The following is a 20549-nucleotide window of genomic DNA, read 5'->3' on the forward strand; positions in this document are numbered from 1 at the left end:
TTATGGGAAGTCTATGCTGTCTATTCTAAATAAGAAAGTTAACGTGTTGTTTTTAATGTTATCTTTTTTCTACTTGGTTTTTGCCACTTTTGTTACGGGTGTCGTAACCACTTACTTTGTGCAAAGTGAAACAGCCAAAGCGGAAAATGTGCTGCGTAACCAACTGGCCTTGATTCGTTCAAATTTTGAAGCCTCTATCTACATGGATACCTATCTTGCCGACAGTTTGGCAACGGTGGTTACCATTGATCCAGATCTCACCACCAATAACTGGCCTACAGTTGCAGGTAAGCTTCATAGAAAATCTAATTACGTCAGAAATGTTGCGCTCGCACCAAACGATATCATCAGTCATGTATTTCCAATTAAAGGCAATGAAAAAGCCATCGGGTTAGATTATCGCACGGTCCCAGAGCAGCATAAGTCTATTCTGGCGGCAAAAAAAATGCAGAAAGTGTACATCTCCGGGCCGGTTGAATTGGTGCAAGGTGGTCAGGGGCTCATCGCTCGTTTTCCCATTTTTTCTGACTACCCGACTAACAAAGTATATTGGGGGGCGGTGAGTGTTGTGATGGACTACGACAAGTTGCTCGAAAGTACCGGCCTAACAGGCTTTGAAGGTGCTGATGTCGCAATAAGAAAGCAAGTGACTAGCAGTGGGCCTAGCCGTGTGTTTTATGGAAATAGTGCGGTATTTGATAAGCAGGATATTGATGTTTTGCATCAAATTCATCTGCCGAGTGTTACTTGGGAATTGGCCGCTAGCTTTAACACGGAAGATGTCGCGTATCTTCAATACGTGAAAAAGATGGTCGCCGTGATTGGTGTGTTGACTTCGTTTCTCGTGTATTCCCTTTTGTTTTTACTGTATCGAAATTTCGTTATCGCTCATCGAGCGTCATTACATGATGAGCTAACCAACTTGCCTAATCGCCGTTATATAATCACCATGCTTAAGCGACAGATGGCGAGAGACCCGAGTAAGTCGTCGTTTTCTCTCTTGAGCATTGATTTAAATGCGTTCAAACAAGTGAATGACACCCATGGCCATGAGGCCGGTGATGTATTGTTAAAGCACATTGCGACTTCGCTGCAGCACAGTGTGAGATCCAGTGATGTCGTCGCTAGGTTCGGTGGAGACGAATTTACCCTGTTACTTTACGGAGTGTCAGACCCGCAGAAGCTGGATAAGATCATCGCGAAAATCCGCGGTTTAATCGAAGCAAGTCCCATTACTTTTGATGGCCATGAGATAAGACCATCTTTAAGTATCGGCTATACAATTTATGATGGCCAAGAAGAGACGACCATCAAACAACTGTTGTCTAAAGCGGATAAAAGCATGTACAAGAATAAAAATGAGCTGAAATTAAAGCTAGCTGGGAAAACGATTTAATAACAGGTGTTTGCCAACAGATTGCGGCTTTTTTAAATGTTTAGCTACTGCTTATTTCTAACGTAGTGGCTTTGAACGATCGCACCCAAAAAACTCTGACTTTTAACTAGCTTGAAGTTCAACGGCTCTGCTAAATCTCCGAATATTGTAATCACGGGGGCACTTTACCAACAGAAGCCCTTGTTGGCCCGATAGACTTGGTGTGTTTGGCGTTAGAGCGTAGCGATTAGTCATTAACAATTTAATCAAAACGTTGCCCTTTTAGTATAAGTTGTTATTATCGCCGCATACATAGTCGGGGGGCCTAAGGGCTGAGATCGCATCCGCGAGACCCGTTGAACCTGATTCAGTTAACACTGACGTAGGGAACTATAAGTCTTGCTTGATGATGCTGCGCACCCGTTTGTCTGATCGTTAGTAAGCACAGTTCCTACACGCCAGTATAGGAGCTTTAATGTCCCATTCTACTGTTGCGCCGTCTGAAACTAGCGCATCTTCGCCTATATCGGCTGTACACTCTACTACCCCAATTGTGCTTACAATCGCTGGATCTGATTCTGGTGGCGGCGCTGGTATTCAAGCCGACATCAAAGCCATGTCTGCAACGGGCAGTTACGCTTGTTCGGTGATCACCGCCATTACCGCACAAAACACCCTTGGCGTTTCAGCTATTTTTCCTATTCCCCTTGAACACGTTGAGAAGCAGCTTGATGCCGTTTTCACTGATCTCAATATTGTGGCCGTTAAAGTTGGCATGCTAGCCGACTGCGACATCATCAGAGTCGTGGCGGCCAAATTGAACCAATACAAGCCTCAATTTCTGGTGGTTGATCCTGTCATGGTAGCAACCAGCGGCGATTTATTACTGCAAGAGTCGGCGATTACGACGTTAAAAACAGAGCTGCTACCCATGGCCGATGTCATCACGCCTAATTTGCCCGAAGGTGCGGCATTAATTGGTTGTGATATTCCGAAAACCGAGCAACAAATGACAGAAATGGTCGCTCAATTACGAGGTTTAGGCGCTCATTCCGTTCTACTCAAAGGTGGTCATTTAGAGCAAGATGACAACAGCAATGACTTGTTAATCTTGTCTGATGATGTTGCACATTTAAGTGCCAAGCGTGTGAACACGAAGAATACTCACGGAACGGGTTGCACGCTTTCTTCCGCTATTGCGTCTTACCTAGCTCAAGGCCATGGCCTACTAGAATCAGTGAAATTGGGTAAAAGTTACATTTCGAATGCCATCGCACACGCAGACCAGTTAGATGTAGGTAAAGGCCATGGCCCGGTTCATCATTTTTATGCTGGATTAGGTGACAAGTAATGAGCGCAGCACCATCGACGTTGCCTGCTGAGGAGCGTTCGGCTGTCTATTCACAGGGCCAAATAGACATTCGTGCTGGTTATTTACGTTACCTCGATAGTGACAGAGCCACTCTCGACGGCTTAAACATGCAGATCCCTATTGGGCAGTGGACGTGCATTTTAGGCCGAAGTGGTTGTGGTAAAACGTCGCTGTTGCGTTACTTGGCGGGTCTATTAGACCATTTGGTTGAGTGGGACGGTCAGTTAACGATAAAGCGAGCCTTGAACACAGGTGTTAATGGGGCCGATTCGATGAGCCATCACATAGCATATATGGCCCAACAAGATTTGCTGATGCCTTGGCTCTCAGCGTTAGATAATGTGTTATTAAGTACACGTTTTGGCGTGTCTGCTAAGCAAAATAAAAACCAGACGGCAGAGCAAAAAGATAAAGCGTTAACCCTGTTGGAAAAAGTCGGCTTGGTGGACAAGGCTCATTACTCGCCCATGCAGTTATCTGGAGGAATGCGCCAGCGAGTGGCGTTAGCTCGAACATTAATGCAAGACCAGCCCATCGTCTTAATGGATGAGCCATTTTCGGCGCTAGATGCGGTGACAAGGCATCGTTTACAGCGTCTCGCATTTGAGCTGTTGGCGGATAAAACCGTGGTGTTGATCACCCATGATCCACAAGAAGCAATTCGATTAGGCCATAAACTTTACGTTATGCAGGGCTCTCCGGCCCACGCTCAAGCAATAAAACTGCCCGCTGCCTTAAGTTCTTCTGATGTGGGCATGCCGAGGAAGTACGATGCGCAAAGCGCTCTGTTACAGCAAGTCATTATAGAAAGGTTGGAGCAAGATTATGTCTAGCCAAGTGAATACACAGGAAAATCGATGAGCGAAATGACTCAAATTACGTCGATTTCTCGTGACTTAAAAAACAGTGAAAAACTCTCGCGCCCATTGATTAGAATGGTCATTAGCGCTGCCGTTATCATAGGGATTTGGCAAGCTATCGTCGATATTTTTGCTATGCCCTCGTTTATATTACCCGCTCCTTTGGATGTGTTTACCAAATTAATACAGCGTCAGGATGTACTACTGAAACACACCTGGGTTACCGCTCAGGAAATCCTATTAGGCTTATTATTAGGCCTTTCTATGGGGTTGTTTTTTGCGCTGCAAATGTTGCTGTTTAAACCCGTTAAACGTTGGCTGTTGCCTTTACTTATTGCTAGCCAAGCGATCCCCGTTTTTGCACTCGCGCCCGTGTTGATGTTGTGGCTTGGCTATGGGATAGCATCAAAGGTAGTCATGGCCGCCATTATTATTTTCTTCCCAGTTACCACATGCTGTTATGACGGTTTAAGAAATACGCCGTCGGGCTATCTTGATCTTGCGAAAACCATGGGCGCAAGCCGTTGGCAATTGTTACGGCATGTTCAACTGCCAGCCTCATTGCCAACATTGGCCTCTGGGATTCGAGTCGCCGTTGTTATCGCTCCGATTGGCGCGGTGGCCGGGGAGTGGGTTGGTTCAAGTGAAGGGTTGGGTTACTTAATGCTTCATTCCAATGCACGAATGATGATTGATGAGATGTTCGCGGCCTTGTTCATCTTATCGGCTTTATCGGTCGCACTTTACTTTATTACCGACAAAATACTGAAAGTGCTCGTGCCTTGGGAAAAGTGATCCAACGAAACGATACACCAACTATAAAATATTCGTGCGTTACCCAATATAACTAGAAAAAACAGCCATCAATTTATTAAATTTTGAAAGGAAATCAGAACAAATGAAAAACAAAACCGTACTCGGTGCTTTTGCCTTATCTACCATCATGCTTTCAATGAACGCTCAAGCAGAAACCAAAAACTTAACCCTAATGTTAGATTGGTTTGTAAACCCGAATCATGGCCCAATCGTGATTGCTAAAGAACGTGGTTACTTCAAACAGCAAGGGTTGACCGTTGAGGTTCAAGAGCCAGCAGACCCAAGCATGCCGCCTAAGCTCGTTGCCGCAAACAAAGTGGATTTGGCGATTTCTTACCAGCCGAGCTTAACTATAGATGTCGCCGCTGGCTTACCGTTGATACGCTCAGCAACCTTGATCGCCACGCCTCTTAATACTCTTATGGTGCTAGACAACAAAAAAATTGGCGAGATAGCGGACTTAAAAGACAAAACTATTGGTATTGCGATTGCGGGTAATGAAGAAGCGACCATTGGAACTATGTTGAAAACCGGTGGTGTGAATTACGAAGATGTAAATATCGTTAACGTCGGCTGGGCGCTGTCATCGTCACTAGCTTCTGGCAAAGTCGATGCTATTTGGGGTGGTTTACGTAACTTTGAAACCAATCAATTGGCTTTGGAGGGCTATGAAGCAAAAGCATTCTTCCCTGAAGAGCATGGTGTGCCAGCCTACGATGAATTGGTGTTTGTTGCTAACGCTAATAACTATGATAAAGCTGCGATCATGGCGTTCAATAAAGCGCTAGAACAAGCCACCACTTACATCGTTAATCACCCTCAGCAGTCGTGGAAAGAGTTTGTCGCATATGCACCAGATACGTTAAACAATGAGCTAAATAAACGTGCGTGGAACGATACATTAACTCGATTTGCCCTACGTCCGTCGGCGGTAGATTTGAAGCGTTATGATGATTATGCCGAGTTTATGTATTCACAGAACATCATTGAAACATTACCTAAAGCTAAAGACTACGTGCCTAACTTCCAATAAATTATTTTTAGATTGGTCGGGTAAATCCCTCTAAGTGAGAAAAACGAAATGAACCATCAAGATTTAATTCATGCCTGTCGTGAAGATTGGGATGCCTATACACAGCATCAATTTGTACAAACGTTAGCTGATGGAACATTGGCGCAGCCTTGCTATTTACATTACTTAAAGCAAGATTTCTTGTTTCTTAAGCAATATGCTCGCGCTCATGCCCTTGCGATTTATAAGGCAAGGACGCTGGCGGATATGCGACGAGCGCTGCCAAGTGTGCATGCGCTGTTAGATTCTGAAATTGCCCACCACGTTACGTACTGCGAGCAATGGCACTTAACGGAATCAGACATGGAAGCGGAACCAGAAGACTTTGGTACTGTGGCGTATACGCGGTATGTGCTTGATGCAGGGATGACGGGGGATATCGTTGATTTGTATGCAGCTTTAGCACCTTGTTCAATCGGGTACGCTGAAATCGGCAAAAATTTGATGGCAGCCACAAGCACCCAGCTGAATGGAAACCCATTCGCGAGTTGGATTGAACTGTATAGTGGAGAGGAGTTTCAAACGGGTGTCGCTGAAAGTACAGCTCACCTAGATGAGATTTTAGCCGAAATAGACAAAAACAGTGAAAGAGGACGAAACCTCATTGCGGTGTTTAAGACGGCGACTCGCATGGAGGTGGCATTTTGGCAACAGGGATTAGATGCAAACCGATGAGCTTAAACAGGCCTAACGTTTCTAGTCTCGTGTTGGCTGGCTAATCACCGAGCGTCAGTATTATTAAAGCGACATTAGTTTAGTTCTGGTGTCGTTTTTTTATTTGCGCCGAACGTTAGAATACTTCACAGTACGTGATTGCCACTTTAGTTTATGGATGAACCACATGGCCAGTTTTCTGAGACTTATAACGCTTGCAGCAATTTGGGGTGGGTCATTTCTTTTTATGCGCATTGCCTCAAACCCATTGGGACCAGCGGTTTTAATTGAAGCTCGGGTCGTGTTCGCTGCGATAACACTCCTTTTAGTTTCCATTTATCTTAAGAAAACGCTCAGTTTCTCTTCTAATGCGAAGCACTATTTTACCCTGGGTTGTTTTAATACCGCATTGCCGTTCCTGTGCTTTGCTTATGCTGCACAAACCCTTAATGCTTCGTCACTCTCCATTCTGAATTCTACAGCCCCAATATGGGGGGCGATCATTGGCGCCATTTGGACTAAGACGCCCTTAACGAAAAAAGTGATCTTAGGGCTGTGTATCGGTATCGTCGGTGTGAGCATTTTGGTTGGTTGGGACGCTGCAAATATCGGAAGTGAGGCAATTTTGCCCATTTTTTCTGCGATCATGGCGGCATTTAGCTATGGTATTGCATCCAATTACGCAAAAAACGCACCTAAGGTTGACTCTTTCAGCAACGCGCATGGAAGCATGTGGGCATCTGTGTTGTTGGTTTTACCCTTTGTGCCATTCATCCCTATGCGAGAAGACCCGACCTTAGATATCGCAATGGCTGTTATTCTGCTTGGCGTTGTATGTACTGGGTTTGCCTACCTGTTGTATTTCCGATTGATCGCAGATTTAGGGGCGCCTTCTGCGCTTTCAGTTACGTTTCTCGTCCCGGTGTTTGGCATTGTTTGGGGGCACGTATTCTTAGGCGAAGAAATTGGGGTCAATACCATTGTTGGTTCAGTAATGGTGGTAGCGGGAACCATGTTTGTGACCGGTTTTTCTCCGAAAGCGTTACTCAACCGGCGCAGGGTCTAAACGCTTTATTGTTTAATCGGAGTGCTGCATAGAAAGCTAAACTCGAGTTAAAGGGTTAAACCAGCTCTTCGTCATTGATGGGAAATACCGCTCGGTTTCTACCTGAACGTTTGGCTTCGTAGAGGTTTTTATCGGCATTTCGAAAGAACTCATCGTTGGCTCTTAACAATAACGGAGAGGCAGGTTGACTCACACCAATCGACGTAGTGACGTTTAGCCCGCCAGCAAGTGTTGGGAAATCATCTTGGCTAATCGCTTCTCGTATGACTTCGATTCTTGTGGGTAAATGGGCATCATCTTTTAAAAGCATGAGAAACTCTTCTCCTCCCCAGCGAATTAGGAGTTCAGATTGAGCTGTGAACTGTCTGAGTCGCTCAGCAGTTTCGACGAGTACTTCGTCTCCGATATCGTGCCCATGCTGATCGTTAACAGACTTGAAATGGTCCAAATCAAATAACACGATGCGGTATTGAGTGCGTCGGTTGATCTGAGAGCATAGTTTTAGTTGTTGTAGGTAATAACGGCGGTTGTGCAGACCTGTGAGTTGGTCAATATTAGACAGGTTTTCTAACTCAACATTTTTGGAGTGCACCGAAAAAGTTTGTCTGAGTGCAAAAGCTAACGCAAGAATAGCAATGATCACCGCAATACAGGCGACCTGGAAGCGCAAGGTTTCTTTACTGAGTTGCACATTAGCCAATCGATTTTGAATGTTGAGTAGATCTCGCTCTTGCTCTATTTGACGAGTGGCAAATGCATGTTCTAGATCGTAAACCTTACCTAGCAATTGTTGCTTTTCTTGGGTGTAGAACGTTTTATAAGTCGTCAAAGCGACGAGCGGTTCACCAAGGTTTTCATGCGCTTGCGCCTTTTGCTTATAAGCGCGTATAAGCCAGCGGCTATGCTCAATGTTCTTAAAGATATCAATGCTTTGTTCTACACTTTCAAGAGATTCAGCGTGTAATTGAAGTTCCGATAGGGTCTTGGATTTTAGTAACCAACATTGCCCATATTCAACTGGGAAGCTTTGCGCGTTTAGAGTGTTGATACATTGTTCACTGGACGTCAGCGCATTACTTAAGTCGTCCAGCAATAGTGCCAATTCAGCCTTACCTTTTAGGTTCATCAAGTTTTGTCGGGTGCCTGCATCGCTTGGTTCATAATACTGTTGTGATGACTCATAGGCTTGCTTTGATGCTTTTGTATTACCAAGTCGGTTATAAACGTAAGCTTCATTTAATAGTAAAACGTTCATGAGGTAGTTATCAAATAGACCACTTTCATAATAAAGCTGCTTAGATTGCTGAATGTATTCTAGGGCTTTTTGCCATTTCTCAATGTGCAAGTAGAGCAACCCTAAATTATTGTAAGTTTTGCTCGTGTAGAGGTTCGGGGGAAGTTGCTCCGCAACCGATATACCTTGCATGAAGTAGCGTTGGGCATCAATAAGTTGGTTTGATAGGTTACTGAGCACTCCGGCTGTATTGTAAGCCTTGGGTAATAAATACAGTGCGTTACTGTTTTGGGCCAAAGTTATTGCTTCTAAGGCGGCCTTTATTCCAGCTTCTACTTGGCCCTTTTTTGCGTAGCTAATAGCATCATCGATTGTTAGAGATGCCTCAAGCCATCCGAATTCGTGTTCCTTAGCGAGATGGCGCAGATCGTTGGTGTATTGCGCTAGGTGCACTCGGTCTTTTTCTTGTTTTGCTAAATATTGCAAAATCAACGTGCGGTAGGCTGACTCTAAAGGTGAGATGGAGTCAGGGTGTTGGGCGTCAACCTGGGCCAGTTCTTTGCGTACCTGTTTAGGTTCAGTGGCCGTCATCAATGAATGCAACGATAGAAGCGCCTTCCCATAAGGAGACGTAGCGAGGTCGACTTCAGGGTTGTAACTGACGAGCTGGGTCGTAGGGGATGAATCAAGCTCAGAAGTAAATATGTCGAAAACAACGGCGGTCAACAGGCTTACACTGAATACCAGTATGGAGATTAAAACACTTTTTTTCATTGTCGACTTACACCTTAAACCCATTAGCGCGGCGATGTTACTATGTGTTCACTATTTCAACAATATCTACCTTTATGAATATCAAGAGTCGATAGTAGGTAGATTTTTGCACAATTCAAACGGCAAGTTGCACAATCTATGGTCAAAATAAACCATGAACTGTGCAATGTATTTGATTACCGAATACTTAATATTTCGCTTCTCATTGGTGACGAGCGTATTCTTGTTTGTGTCAACGGAACGATATCTAGATAGATGGAATACAGCATACTTGGGAGGTGCATTACAACGAACAAATATCTTCTTTTTTTACCACTATTAGTGTTAATGCTAGTGTTAGCGGTGCCAATCGTTTTATCTGAGTGTGAAACAAATAGCCGCATAGAAGTGTTGTAATGAGTATCCTAAAGGTTATTTTTAACAGTGACCTTTAGGATGCAAGTAGAGAGGCATCTATAGTTTTTTTCATATTATAAGTACCCTTTGCCCCAAACAGATTGGTCTGTTTGGGGCTTTTTTTGTCTTTTCCTTTCGTGTCATTCGGTTAGCTTGTTTATTTTGTCGACAGAAACAGAAAAAACTCGCTTTATTTGCATTAATTTCACGATAAGCCTTTACAAAGAACCTCAATGGGGTATGATTCGTCTCGCTCTATTGCAGAGTTATTTGAAACATAAAGATTAAGTAAAAGAAAATCCTTAGTATTGCTTCGTTATTGTCGTTATCCTCAGTGGTTCCCTTAGCTTCATCGTCACATTCAATAATTCAAGCTATCAGCGCAGTCGCAATTTCGCGATAACTTTATGAATTTAATTATATAAGGGACATATCATGTCTAAGACTACTGGCATCGTAAAATGGTTTAACGAAGAGAAAGGTTTCGGTTTCATTACTCAAGACAACGGCGGTGCTGACGTATTCGTTCACTTCCGTGCTATCGCTTCTGAAGGCTTCAAAACACTTGCGGAAGGCCAAAAGGTTTCTTTCGAAGTTGAACAAGGTCAAAAAGGCCCACAAGCTTCTAACGTTGTAGCGTTATAATCTTGTAAGCCGACGCAAATGGTTTTTAACCATTTGCGTCACTTTTTTATCTGCGCTATGTAAATTCCAAAACTCTCTACTTCCAAAACTCTCCTACTTACAACACACTCCAAACTACATTCAATTTCTTACATCACCTGTATTACTTCAATCTTCTCTGTGCTATTTCTAAAATCTTCGTGTTAACTCCCAATCGATCTATTCAACTTAATGTAATCGATTACTTTGGTGCTATGCTTGAGCCATTATTCGTTTTTTAGCTCAATAAGGTAGTTTGAGGTAATGAGACTTAGGTGTGCGGTTGCTAACTTATTGCTATTTATTGTTGTTCTTTTTTCAGTGCCCCCCGCAGTTGCGAGTGTTGCAAAGTTCTCTACCAGCAATGTAAAACCGTGGGGTTTTTTGGGCAGCGACGGTAAGCCAACGGGTCTACTCATTCGCGTCGCTGACGCATTACAAGGTGAGTTGAGCAACGGCGGCGATATCGTTATTGAAAACCAGCTTCGTCCATACCCACGGGTAATCCACGAAATTAAAACGGCCACTGTTGATTTTGCCGTTATGTTTAATAGTTCCAGCGCAAACAGCATAGCGGTTTCATTGGGCAAGGTTGTAGACGCTCGCGTGATCATTATTGGCGTCGCGGATAGAGAACCGATAGCCTCGCTGGATGATCTGACAGGTAAGATGGTCGGCCATATTCGTGGTTCTAAATATGGGCCTGATTTCGATGATCATCGGACAATGAAAAAACGCTCGCTTGGATCGATGAAGCAAGGTATTGATATGTTACTTAATGGGCGTATCTATGCGCTAGCAAGTGCAGATCAGACAATTTACTATGCGATGGAGCAAATGGATATCCCCCTAGATGCCATTACGACAATGTACACTGTTAGTTCAATTCAAGCCGATCTGTATTTCTCAAAAGAATCCTCCAATTCTTATTTAGTAACTCCGGTCAAACAAGCGCTGGATAGGCTTAGAGCTAAAGGCACCTTAGACAAATTTTCATTGAAGATAAGCAAAGCCGTTGAAGCGTTAAAGTAAACTCAGTCCGGCAGTAAAGAGGTTCTGTATCCGTTAATGTCCGTCTTTCCCCACCTTTAGTGTCTTGTTATTTTTTATCCATTGACCTATCTACTACTTTATCGTTTAAAGTACTTACCCATCAACGGCAGTAAGGTCTATTTACGTGTATAAAATATCCGAATTACCTGAGCAAGTTGGCTTATCCAGAACGACGGTGCTGCGGTCGGGTCGGTGGACAATAAACTTTGCTCAGTTTCAATAAAGTCTGATCATTTACAATAAAGATTGATCTGTTCTGAGTAATGTCAGGTCTGGAGGAGCGAATTAGCTAACACGCTTCTGCCCCTTTATGCGTAAGAGTAATAATTAATCCATATTACTTTGATATGGATTTCCCTTATAAAATGTTATCCGTTTTTAACTTCTTTTTGTGAACTTGAGTGTGGTACGGGGCGATATACACGGAGATTTCAATCTTCTCCGGTTCTTATAAATGTGATGCGGCAATGTTTGAGCGCAGCCGGACCATTGCACTCAAGGTGCAATTGACATTAGATTGATGTTAACCGCAATACGAATACTGGGGGAATTAATATGTTAAGTATCAGTTATATGTTTGTGGTTTTTTAATGAAAAACAATAAATCGGGTGCTATTCTGTTTCTATAAAAGCCAATAAAAAGGATTTATGGTATGAAGTTGAAAATCTGCTTATCTTTTCTATTATTTACCCTTAGCTCTCTGGCACAGGCAGATACATACACGGTAACTACGTCTTCAGATCAGGGACTGGGCTCTCTTCGTTACCTCATTGAAAAGGCAAATCTAAACCCAGGAGCGGATACGATAGAAATCCCCGCTCAATATAGTCCGTTATCAACGAACTTAGGAGTAGTAACAGGGGCCTATTCAGATCATAGAATGGCGATTACAGACGATCTTATCATCGAAGGTTTGGGGAGTACTCAGGTGATAATTGATGATCATCAACGCTGGATATCATCAGCTGGTTTAATTAATACAGGTTACCCTTCAGACTATCGAAACACAGTGATTAAATTGTCAGGCCTACTGTTCCAGGTTAATCGCAATAACCAAGCAGGTCGAACGTTAAATCTCACCTTAAAAAATATTAGGGTGCAGCACATGTCCAGCTTTTTGGATTCTGATAACGCTAACGTTACTCTTGATAATGTTATTGTGCATAGCATTGTGCCTAAAGATGGAAGTGTGTCAGCGATAGCGGCAAGCGGTGGGAAATTTACAATAAAAGATTCTATATTGTATGAAAACAAAGGACCAAAGGCTTCGTCTACTTTTCTATTTATCAATGGCGACCTTGATATTATTAACTCTCGATTCGCTAGTAATGGTCCCTCTAAGCCGAATATTTACACGCATATGCTTCAAACGTTAGGGAATGGCGTTGGGCAGAGCTCTGTTTCAATTAAAGACAGTATTTTCCAAGATTTGACAAATTCAAGCTTTTTCTTCCAACGAGCTGATATAGAAATTAGCAACACTTTGATTAATGGTTCATCAGCAAAGAAAGGCGAGCCTATCTATGTTGACCAAGCTAATTTAACACTAACCAACAGCACACTTTACTACCCTCCATTTAGCAGCAACACCGATGCTTCTTTGAAGGCAACGCATATTGAGCTGCGCAGAGGAGCTCAGCTTATAGCGAATAATAGCTTATTGCTCGTTTTTAATTCTCCTTCAAATACTGGCCCTACTATTTACCCTAACGACTGGGATGACACGACTAAATACCCGACGGCTGGGAACAATAATAGTTACATTTCAGCGCCGGGTGTGGATGATGTTCCTCAAACGGGAATGAGTGATAGGTCATGTTATATTTCTGTAACTGATTGTTTTAAAACGAATGCGTTATCCATAGGTCTAATCGACAAAGGGGATAGCTCAAAAAGTGTATATGCTGATGGCAGTTTAATCACTCAGGATTTAGGCAAGGAGCAGCGTTCTCAAGGGGCAAATGTAGATATCGGAGCCTACGAAAAGCATATAACATTGTATGCTCATTCAGATAATTATGTTACAGATGAAGGCGTATTGCTTGCCGTACTTTCAGTTGATGGAGTGTTAGCCAATGATACTTATTCAGGACAGGGCGCCGCACTAGAACAAGATGCAACACACGGCAATGTTACTTTAAATAGCGATGGCAGTTTTCAATACCAACCAGATACAGATTACTATGGAAATGATGAATTCTATTATTCCATAGGTGGTTCAAAAGCCAAAGTTTCACTGACTGTTCGTTCAACTGGCTGGGTAAAAATCCTTCCACAATCGCCAACGCAACAACCGCCTGTAACTTTAGGTGATAGCTATAAAGTTTATGCTGACAGTATAGATACAATGGTTGCACCTGGAGTATTGATCAACGATAAAGATGATCAGAACTCTCAATCTCCACTTTATGCAGGGTTAACGGCAAAGGTTTATAAGCAGCCTCAACATGGGTCAGTCGTGATGAAAGATGACGGTGAATTCACTTATACTCCTAACCAAAATTTTACTGGAGATGATGTTTTTGAGTACGAAGCTTTTGATAGTGATGGAATGCATAGTTCCCCTACCAAAGTTTTAATTCACGTAAGCGCTGGGGTTCCGCATGGCGGTAAAGTTATCGCCGGCACCAGTAGTGGTGGCTCTATAGGGTTCTTAAGCATACTGCTATTAATGATGTTCGCACTGGTTAGGAATCAAAAGTCACTTGCCGTTAAAATAACTGTACCTTTACTGATAAGCCTTTCTCCTCTCGCTCACGCTGCAGAAGAGAATAACGGTATATACGTAACAATTAACCCTGGTGTTTCATGGTTAGAGCCAGATACTGATCACGACGCGTGGAGCCAGGAAAGCAACAGTCAGTTTTCTTCCGGCAGTAGCTTAGGGTACCAGTTTGATAATAACGCGAGTATCCAGTTTACTTATCGCTGGCTAAATAGTGTCGATTTGAAAGCGGAACATCCGCAATATAATAATATGACGGTCGATTACCAACATTACAGCTTTAACTTTGTTTATCGAGTTACACAGCTTTGGGGTGATCAATTCGCCCCATATTTCAGCTTGGGCTTAGGTTATCTTGATGCAAGTTCGAACAACTCAGAAGATTTTGAAGTTGAGAATAATGTCCACCCCAATATAGGCGTCGGCGTGAATGTACTAAACTTTGGTCAATTTAAGTCCGATCTACAATGGCATCGTTTATCGGGTGATGTTGATACACTAGAGCTTGTTTTTTCTTATCACTTTAAGTAATTGAACCAAGAACAGTGCTTTTAACTGTTCTTAGTTATAGCAATCAGCTAACAGCTCATCAAACATAATCTTAAAGGTTTTTACGGTTGCTTCCTACGATGGTTTTGTATGGTCCATCAATTGGAAGCACCCCGTATCGGAATTGATACTTTAGGTTTTTCATTGCTATTTTCATTCGAATTGACTGCATTTCCCACTTTATTCTCAAGATTATTTATCTCATAAATTTCGTGATTCTACACGGGCAATTTAGGTACTGCACTAAAGGCGTTTCTAGCTCATTAATTAAATGTTTTTTAAGCGAAAACATTTAATTGAAGAGAGACACTACCGATTCAATTAAATGTAACTATTCTCATATTAACTCTAAAGTAAATAGGCCTTAACAGTAGATGAATAAAGCACCTAGAACACTCCCTATCCACATTGCCATTGTCATTAGTGTGCTTGTTGTTATGGTCTCTGGTGTTCAAATTTGGCTTGCCAATAAAGTGATCTGCTCCAGTCAGACTGGAACTTCACTAAGCGACTTTCCTATACCTGGCGGGCTTTCCGTCTAAGAAGGCCTATCGATACATTCCCAGCTTCAACTCGTGCATTCGTCAGCCTATATTATTGCATTATTGCATAATTGCAGTTGGGAAGTTTGACTTTGAAAGAGTGTAAGTTGTGCCTTGATGCAAAGATAGAGATCTGTTGACTGCGCTAGTGGTGGAGGGAACGCTGATAACCTGTAGTCATCAGCGCTGATGGACTTTATGGATCAAAAGTTTGGTAGAGAAGATCTTGAATTAGGATAAGCCACTTATCGAGAATGGCTTACCCAACGAGCGCACTAAGCTAGATACTTTAAAGACTCACCAAGCTCTGTAAACAAATGCACCTTGTCAACTTTGGCTTGCAGCGCAACGCTTTCTCCTTTTCGCATGTCTAAAATTCCAGGTAGTTTTGCTACAACGGCTTTGTCTAAGCCTTCCACATCAATATGCAGTAACGTGACTTCGCCTAATGATTCAACAAACGATATTCTACCCTCAATGAGGGCTGGGTGGTTTTCGGCCAATACAAAGTCTTCCGGTCTGATCCCCAGTTGTAATTGTGCGCCTTGCAAGATGCTGGCTGACGCAATAGGGACGTCCAATGAAGCACCTTGTTGAGTCAGAACTTGTGATGATTCGCCCGTCGATTCCATTTTCGCGGTAATGATGTTCATGGAAGGGGAGCCAATGAACTGAGCCACGAAGACGTTCGAGGGGTTGGTATAGAGCTCCAATGGTGTGCCTACTTGCTCAATTTTTCCTGCAGACAGAACCACAATTCGGTCGGCTAGAGTCATGGCTTCAACCTGATCGTGGGTGACGTAAATCATGGTGGTTTCGGGTAGTGCTTCTTTTAAGTTGGCGATTTCAATTCGAGTTTGTACACGTAGGGCCGCATCCAAATTGGATAGCGGTTCATCAAATAAGAAAACCTTTGGCTGACGTACAATGGCTCGACCAATGGCCACTCGTTGACGCTGGCCACCAGAGAGCGCTTTCGGCAGGCGGTCTAAGTAGGGTTCGAGTTGCAGCATCCGCGCCGCTTCCATCACTCGTTCATGGATAGCATCTGTGGTTTCTTTAGCGATGCGCATTGCGAAAGCCATGTTGTCATAGACGGTCATATGTGGGTAAAGCGCGTAGGTTTGAAATACCATAGCAATGCCACGCATGGCCGCGGGTAGGTCGTTTACCTTCGCATTTTCAATGTAGAGTTCGCCGGAAGAAATGTCTTCTAGTCCGGCTATCATTCTAAGTAAAGTTGACTTTCCGCAACCTGATGGGCCAACGAAAACAATGAATTCACCTTGTTGTACGTCGAGGTCGATACCGTGAAGTACTTGAGTGTCACCGTATGATTTTTTTACCTTTTTCAGTGTCAATCCTGTCATTTTAATCATTCTCTCAATGTGTTCACGATGGTTATTTTACGGAGCCAGAAAGTAGCCCGCGTACAAGGTAACGCTGTAGGGTAAAGAACACCCCTAAAGGCACAGCGATAGAAACAAAAGCGGAAGCGGTCAAAATTTCCCAGTTGCCACCTCGAGATCCTAATAGTTCTCGTAACCTGGCGGTTAACACCATGTGTTCTTCGCCAGTGCCTAAGAATACGGTCGCCACAAGTAAATCGTTCCATACCCATAAGAATTGGAATATCGCAAATGATGCAAGCGCTGGGAAAGACAGCGGTAGCACGATTTTCATGAAGATTTCAAAATCGGTTGCGCCATCTACTTTGGCAGATTCGATGATTTCTTTCGGTAAGCTAGAGATATAGTTTCGAAGCAAGTAGATCGCTAACGGTAAACCAAACCCAGTGTGGGCCAGCCATATTCCCAGATAGGTCTTTGCACCCACTCCAAAGAACGCACCGATGTCGTTATACAACCTAAGTAAAGGAATGAGTGACATTTGTAGAGGCACAACAAGTAGGCCAACCACGACGGCAATGAGGAGATTTCTACCGGGCATTCTCATCCAAGACAGCGCGTATGCAGCGTAAGCGGCAATTAAAATGGGAATCACGGTGGCTGGGATCGTCACAGTCAGTGAGTTAATAAATGATTGGCCAATCCCTTCGGCGGATAAGACTTCGCGGTAGTTATCTAAGCCAAATTTGGGAGGAACAACACTGGTATAGAATATTCGTTTACCACGCTTACCCTTAAATGGTATCGGAGACACCATGCGGTACTCGCCATTTTCAGATACGGTTAACGAGCCATCGTTCTTCATTGGCGCAGACTGGCCGGGCTGGTATGCGGTCGGTGCTCGTGAAGAAAAGCCAAAGGCACTGACTGAAGCCGGGTTTCCATCCAGTTCTAGTACGCCTTGCAGTACATAGAGACCCCCCTCTTGAATCTGATCTTTAGGCGCGTCGGTACGCGCAATAAGATTTTGCTGAGATTCGGTCAGTGACGTCCACCAACCAGTGAGAGCAAGTTGGTCTTTATCTCGAAAAGACGAAATAAGAAGACCAGCTGTTGGTAGCGTCCAAAGGATGACGATCAACAAAACAGAAAGGTGAACCAGTATGGTTAACGGAGAACGTCGTAACTTGCTGATACCAAACTGAGGTGCCTCAGTGTTTTCTGGTGTGATGTTTTGGTCTTTATCAGTCATTAGCGATCTTCCATTTGATCTGCGGCTTGGCGCATGTTCCATACCATAACGGGGATCACGGCAATCATGATGATCACGGCAATCGCAGCACCGCGACCAAAGTCACCCCCGCCTCGGAACATCCAGTCAAACATCATGTTCGCGAGTACTTGTGTACTCCATTGGCCATTGGTCATGGCGAGTACGATATCGAAAACCTTGAGTACCAAAATGGTAATGGTGGTCCATACAACAGCGATGGTACCCCAGATCTGTGGGATGAGGATCTTAAAGAAAATTTGTACACCACTGGCACCATCAAGTACTGCGGCTTCTACGGTTTCTTCTGGAATACCGCGTAATGCGGCGGACAAAATTACCATCGCAAACCCGGTTTGAATCCAAATTAAGATGACCATTAAGAAGATATTGTTCCAAAAAGGAATGGTCACCCAAGCTTGCGCAGTACCGCCAAAATACTCGACCAATGCGTTCAGAATACCGATTTGGTCAGAGCCCGTAGCACGATAGTCGTACACAAATTTCCAAATGATAGACGCACCAATAAACGAGATAGCCATAGGCATAAACACCAAGCTCTTGGCGATGTTTCCCCAGCTTACCTTGTCGGTTAATGCGGCGATAACCAAACCAAAGAACGTTGATGCCGCAGGCACGATCAGTAACCAAAGTAAATTGTTGAATAATGATTCTTGAAATTCGGGGTCTTTAAACAGCCAAATGTAATTCGATGCGCCAACAAATTCGTCGGCATTTCTGTCATGAAAAGAGAGATAGACAGACTCAAATACAGGATAGATTAAATACAGGGTTAAGAAGAACAGAGCAGGCCCTAAGAAAAGCCATGGTCTTATTGAGGCGGCACGTCGTAGGTTTTGAGCCATAACGGCGTTGCTGACTTTTCTGGTCGGGAATATTACGGTGAGTAACCAATTGCTGCCTAGAAAGTAGACCACGCAGCAAGCGACCCCAAGTACCATGATAAAAAGCGAGGAATACAGTTGTTCCATAATTGTCTCTCTCGTATGCGGTGCAAAAGTTTCGATTTTGGCGCTAGCCTCGTCCATTCGATGAACACGTCATCAAAGCATAGCTGAAACCATAAGCGCCAAAACCTAACAGTAACTATTTAAGAAAAATAGTTACTTAAGTGCATCCCAAGTTTTCTGGATGTCATCACCAACTTGTTGGGCAGATTTACCGCCACTGTAGTCGACCATACCTGTCCAGAAAGCACCTGCTCCAATTTTACCCGGCATCAAATCTGAGCCATCGAATCGGAACGTAGTCGCTTCTAGTAAGATTTCGCCTTGTTTCTTAAGTGTATCGTTACCGTATGCCTCAATGTTGGCGCCTTTGTGAGGTGTTAAGAATCCAGATTGAGCCATCCAAATTTCGTGAGCAATTGGAGATTCTAAGAACTCCATAAATGCTCGTGCTGCTTTGGAGTCTTTGGTAATACTCCACATTGTGCCAGCGCCGAGTACCGGCTTACCGAGATCTTTCCCCTCATATGCTGGGAAGTAGAAGAAGTCTGCGTCTTCGCCCAGTTCCGTACCCTCTGGGAAGAAGCTAGGAATGAACGATGCTTGACGGTGCATGTAACATTTAGCCGGCGAAGTGAACATGCCTTTTGGCGAATCACGGAAGTCCGTTGTGGCTACTGCGCGAGCGCCACCATCGACGTATTTGTCGTTACCAGCAAACCAACCAAATTCTTCAATCGCAGCGACCACTTTCGGGTCGTTGAATTTAAGTTCGTTAGAAACCCACTTGTCGTAGTCAGCAGGAGACTGAGTTCGTAACATCATGTCTTCTACCCAGTCTGTCGCCGGCCACCCCGTAGCGCCACCTGAACCTAATCCAATACACCATGGGGTCTCGCCTTCTGCGGCAATCTGTTTTGTTAGTGATTTTAGCTCTTCTAGTGACTCAGGTACTTCATAACCTGCATCTTCAAAGTTTTCGGGTACATACCAAACCAAAGACTTGAGATCGACCTTATAGAAGAAACCATAAAGTGCGTCTTTGCCATCTTTTCCGGCAAACGTGCCCAGATCTACCCAAGAGGATCCCGCAGCGTAGTTATCGTTGATCCACGTTGCCGTTGATGATGGAAGAGGGGTCAAAAAACCTTTAGCAGCGAGATCGGCCGCTAAACCTGGCTGAGGGAAAATTGCAATGTTAGGCGCACTGCCTGCCTGTACATCAATGGCAATCTGTTGTTCAAAGGAATCAGAGCCTGAGTATTTTACTTCAGCACCTGTTGCTTCTTCAAAGTAAGCAATAACGCTCTCTACTAACTCTTTATCAGATGTCAGCCAAGGGCCAAAAATAGTGACGGTTTCTCCCTTTAAATCCATTTTTTTTAAAGCTTCATAGCTTTGCCAATTGAATTGCGGGTCTTTACCGGGAGCGAATTTTAGATCAGCAGCAAGCGCAGAGGTTGTAGGGATTGCGAGGGCTACGAGTGCAGCGAGTAAGGACGTTCTCATTATGTCAACTCCATGTCATAGGGTTTGGTATATCGTCTTATACTGATATGACCCATTACTGCACGATTACTTAATCGTTTAAGGTCTATGCTTAAAATAGCACTGACTCGCATATTGACCAATTATTGCGCTGTAATTGTGTTAATGATCGCGTTTTATAATAATTATTGGTCGATAAATTGACGTGTGGTCAAGTTTTGAAAATCTAGAATTCATATTAATGGTAATTTATCTTAATCGTTTTAGTATTAAGGCGAGCAGAATGTAACTGCTGTATTAAAAGTGAGCCAATAGGTCAAAT

16 protein-coding genes and 1 riboswitch are annotated in these 20549 nt (G+C 43.6%); of the genes, 11 read left to right on the forward strand and 5 right to left on the reverse strand.

All coding sequences use genetic code 11. The features are described 5' to 3' along the window. Window positions 1-13 precede the first annotated feature (13 nt). From QWZ04_RS11765 to QWZ04_RS11795, 7 genes are all read left to right on the forward strand, one after another. Window positions 14-1396, forward strand: a complete 1383-nt coding sequence (locus QWZ04_RS11765; RefSeq protein ID WP_290328192.1) for a diguanylate cyclase — start codon at window positions 14-16, stop codon at window positions 1394-1396. A 286-nt stretch (window positions 1397-1682) separates the two neighbouring features. Continuing rightward, a riboswitch (TPP riboswitch) is annotated at window positions 1683-1781 on the forward strand. A 69-nt stretch (window positions 1782-1850) separates the two neighbouring features. Further along, window positions 1851-2726 carry a bifunctional hydroxymethylpyrimidine kinase/phosphomethylpyrimidine kinase gene (gene thiD / locus QWZ04_RS11770; RefSeq protein WP_290328193.1) on the forward strand — a complete coding sequence of 292 codons (876 nt, stop codon included), beginning with the start codon at window positions 1851-1853 and terminating at the stop codon, window positions 2724-2726. Beyond that, window positions 2726-3580 (forward strand): ABC transporter ATP-binding protein, encoded by an 855-nt coding sequence (locus tag QWZ04_RS11775; RefSeq protein ID WP_290328195.1) that lies wholly within the window; start codon window positions 2726-2728, stop codon window positions 3578-3580. The genes thiD and QWZ04_RS11775 overlap by 1 nt, the downstream gene beginning before the upstream one ends. 24 nt (window positions 3581-3604) lie before the next feature. Further along, window positions 3605-4402, forward strand: a complete 798-nt coding sequence (locus QWZ04_RS11780; protein ID WP_290328197.1) for an ABC transporter permease — start codon at window positions 3605-3607, stop codon at window positions 4400-4402. Between the two features lie 103 nt (window positions 4403-4505). Next, window positions 4506-5456, forward strand: a complete 951-nt coding sequence (locus QWZ04_RS11785; protein ID WP_290328199.1) for an ABC transporter substrate-binding protein — start codon at window positions 4506-4508, stop codon at window positions 5454-5456. A gap of 48 nt (window positions 5457-5504) precedes the next feature. Beyond that, window positions 5505-6170, forward strand: coding sequence for a thiaminase II (gene tenA / locus QWZ04_RS11790; protein ID WP_290328201.1), 666 nt, complete (start codon window positions 5505-5507; stop codon window positions 6168-6170). Window positions 6171-6336: 166 nt separating this feature from the next. Next, complete coding sequence (locus tag QWZ04_RS11795) at window positions 6337-7215, forward strand: DMT family transporter (RefSeq protein ID WP_290328203.1); 879 nt, start codon at window positions 6337-6339, stop codon at window positions 7213-7215. Between the two features lie 55 nt (window positions 7216-7270). Here the strand turns inward: QWZ04_RS11795 and QWZ04_RS11800 are convergent, their stop codons facing one another. Next, on the reverse strand, window positions 7271-9223 hold the full coding sequence (locus tag QWZ04_RS11800; protein WP_290328205.1) for a tetratricopeptide repeat-containing diguanylate cyclase: 1953 nt from the start codon (window positions 9221-9223) through the stop codon (window positions 7271-7273). Window positions 9224-10054: 831 nt separating this feature from the next. Between QWZ04_RS11800 and cspE the strand changes: the two genes are divergently transcribed. The 4 genes from cspE to QWZ04_RS11820 all read left to right on the forward strand — a co-directional run bounded on the left by cspE (window position 10055) and on the right by QWZ04_RS11820 (window position 15152). Next, window positions 10055-10264, forward strand: coding sequence for a transcription antiterminator/RNA stability regulator CspE (cspE, locus tag QWZ04_RS11805; protein WP_102524280.1), 210 nt, complete (start codon window positions 10055-10057; stop codon window positions 10262-10264). A gap of 282 nt (window positions 10265-10546) precedes the next feature. After that, window positions 10547-11314: a substrate-binding periplasmic protein gene (locus tag QWZ04_RS11810; protein ID WP_290328209.1), complete on the forward strand. Its 768-nt coding sequence runs from the start codon at window positions 10547-10549 to the stop codon at window positions 11312-11314. A 674-nt stretch (window positions 11315-11988) separates the two neighbouring features. Beyond that, window positions 11989-14592, forward strand: a complete 2604-nt coding sequence (locus QWZ04_RS11815) for a cadherin-like domain-containing protein (RefSeq protein WP_290328211.1) — start codon at window positions 11989-11991, stop codon at window positions 14590-14592. Window positions 14593-14984: 392 nt separating this feature from the next. After that, window positions 14985-15152: a hypothetical protein gene (locus QWZ04_RS11820; RefSeq protein WP_290328212.1), complete on the forward strand. Its 168-nt coding sequence runs from the start codon at window positions 14985-14987 to the stop codon at window positions 15150-15152. A gap of 275 nt (window positions 15153-15427) precedes the next feature. Here the strand turns inward: QWZ04_RS11820 and QWZ04_RS11825 are convergent, their stop codons facing one another. From QWZ04_RS11825 to QWZ04_RS11840, 4 genes are all read right to left on the reverse strand, one after another. After that, a complete protein-coding gene (locus tag QWZ04_RS11825) occupies window positions 15428-16522 on the reverse strand; it encodes an ABC transporter ATP-binding protein (protein WP_290328214.1) in 1095 nt (364 codons plus the stop codon). Between the two features lie 31 nt (window positions 16523-16553). Beyond that, window positions 16554-17753, reverse strand: a complete 1200-nt coding sequence (locus tag QWZ04_RS11830) for a carbohydrate ABC transporter permease (protein ID WP_290328217.1) — start codon at window positions 17751-17753, stop codon at window positions 16554-16556. Continuing rightward, window positions 17753-18763 (reverse strand): carbohydrate ABC transporter permease, encoded by a 1011-nt coding sequence (locus tag QWZ04_RS11835; RefSeq protein ID WP_290328219.1) that lies wholly within the window; start codon window positions 18761-18763, stop codon window positions 17753-17755. Before QWZ04_RS11835 ends, QWZ04_RS11830 begins: the two co-directional genes overlap by 1 nt. A 132-nt stretch (window positions 18764-18895) precedes the next feature. Next, entirely contained in the window at window positions 18896-20248 is a 1353-nt protein-coding gene (locus QWZ04_RS11840; RefSeq protein WP_290328221.1) for an ABC transporter substrate-binding protein, read from the reverse strand. Window positions 20249-20549: the final 301 nt, after the last annotated feature.

This window comes from Vibrio tapetis subsp. quintayensis (assembly GCF_030409945.1).
In the GTDB taxonomy this organism is placed as follows: Bacteria; Pseudomonadota; Gammaproteobacteria; order Enterobacterales; family Vibrionaceae; genus Vibrio; species Vibrio quintayensis.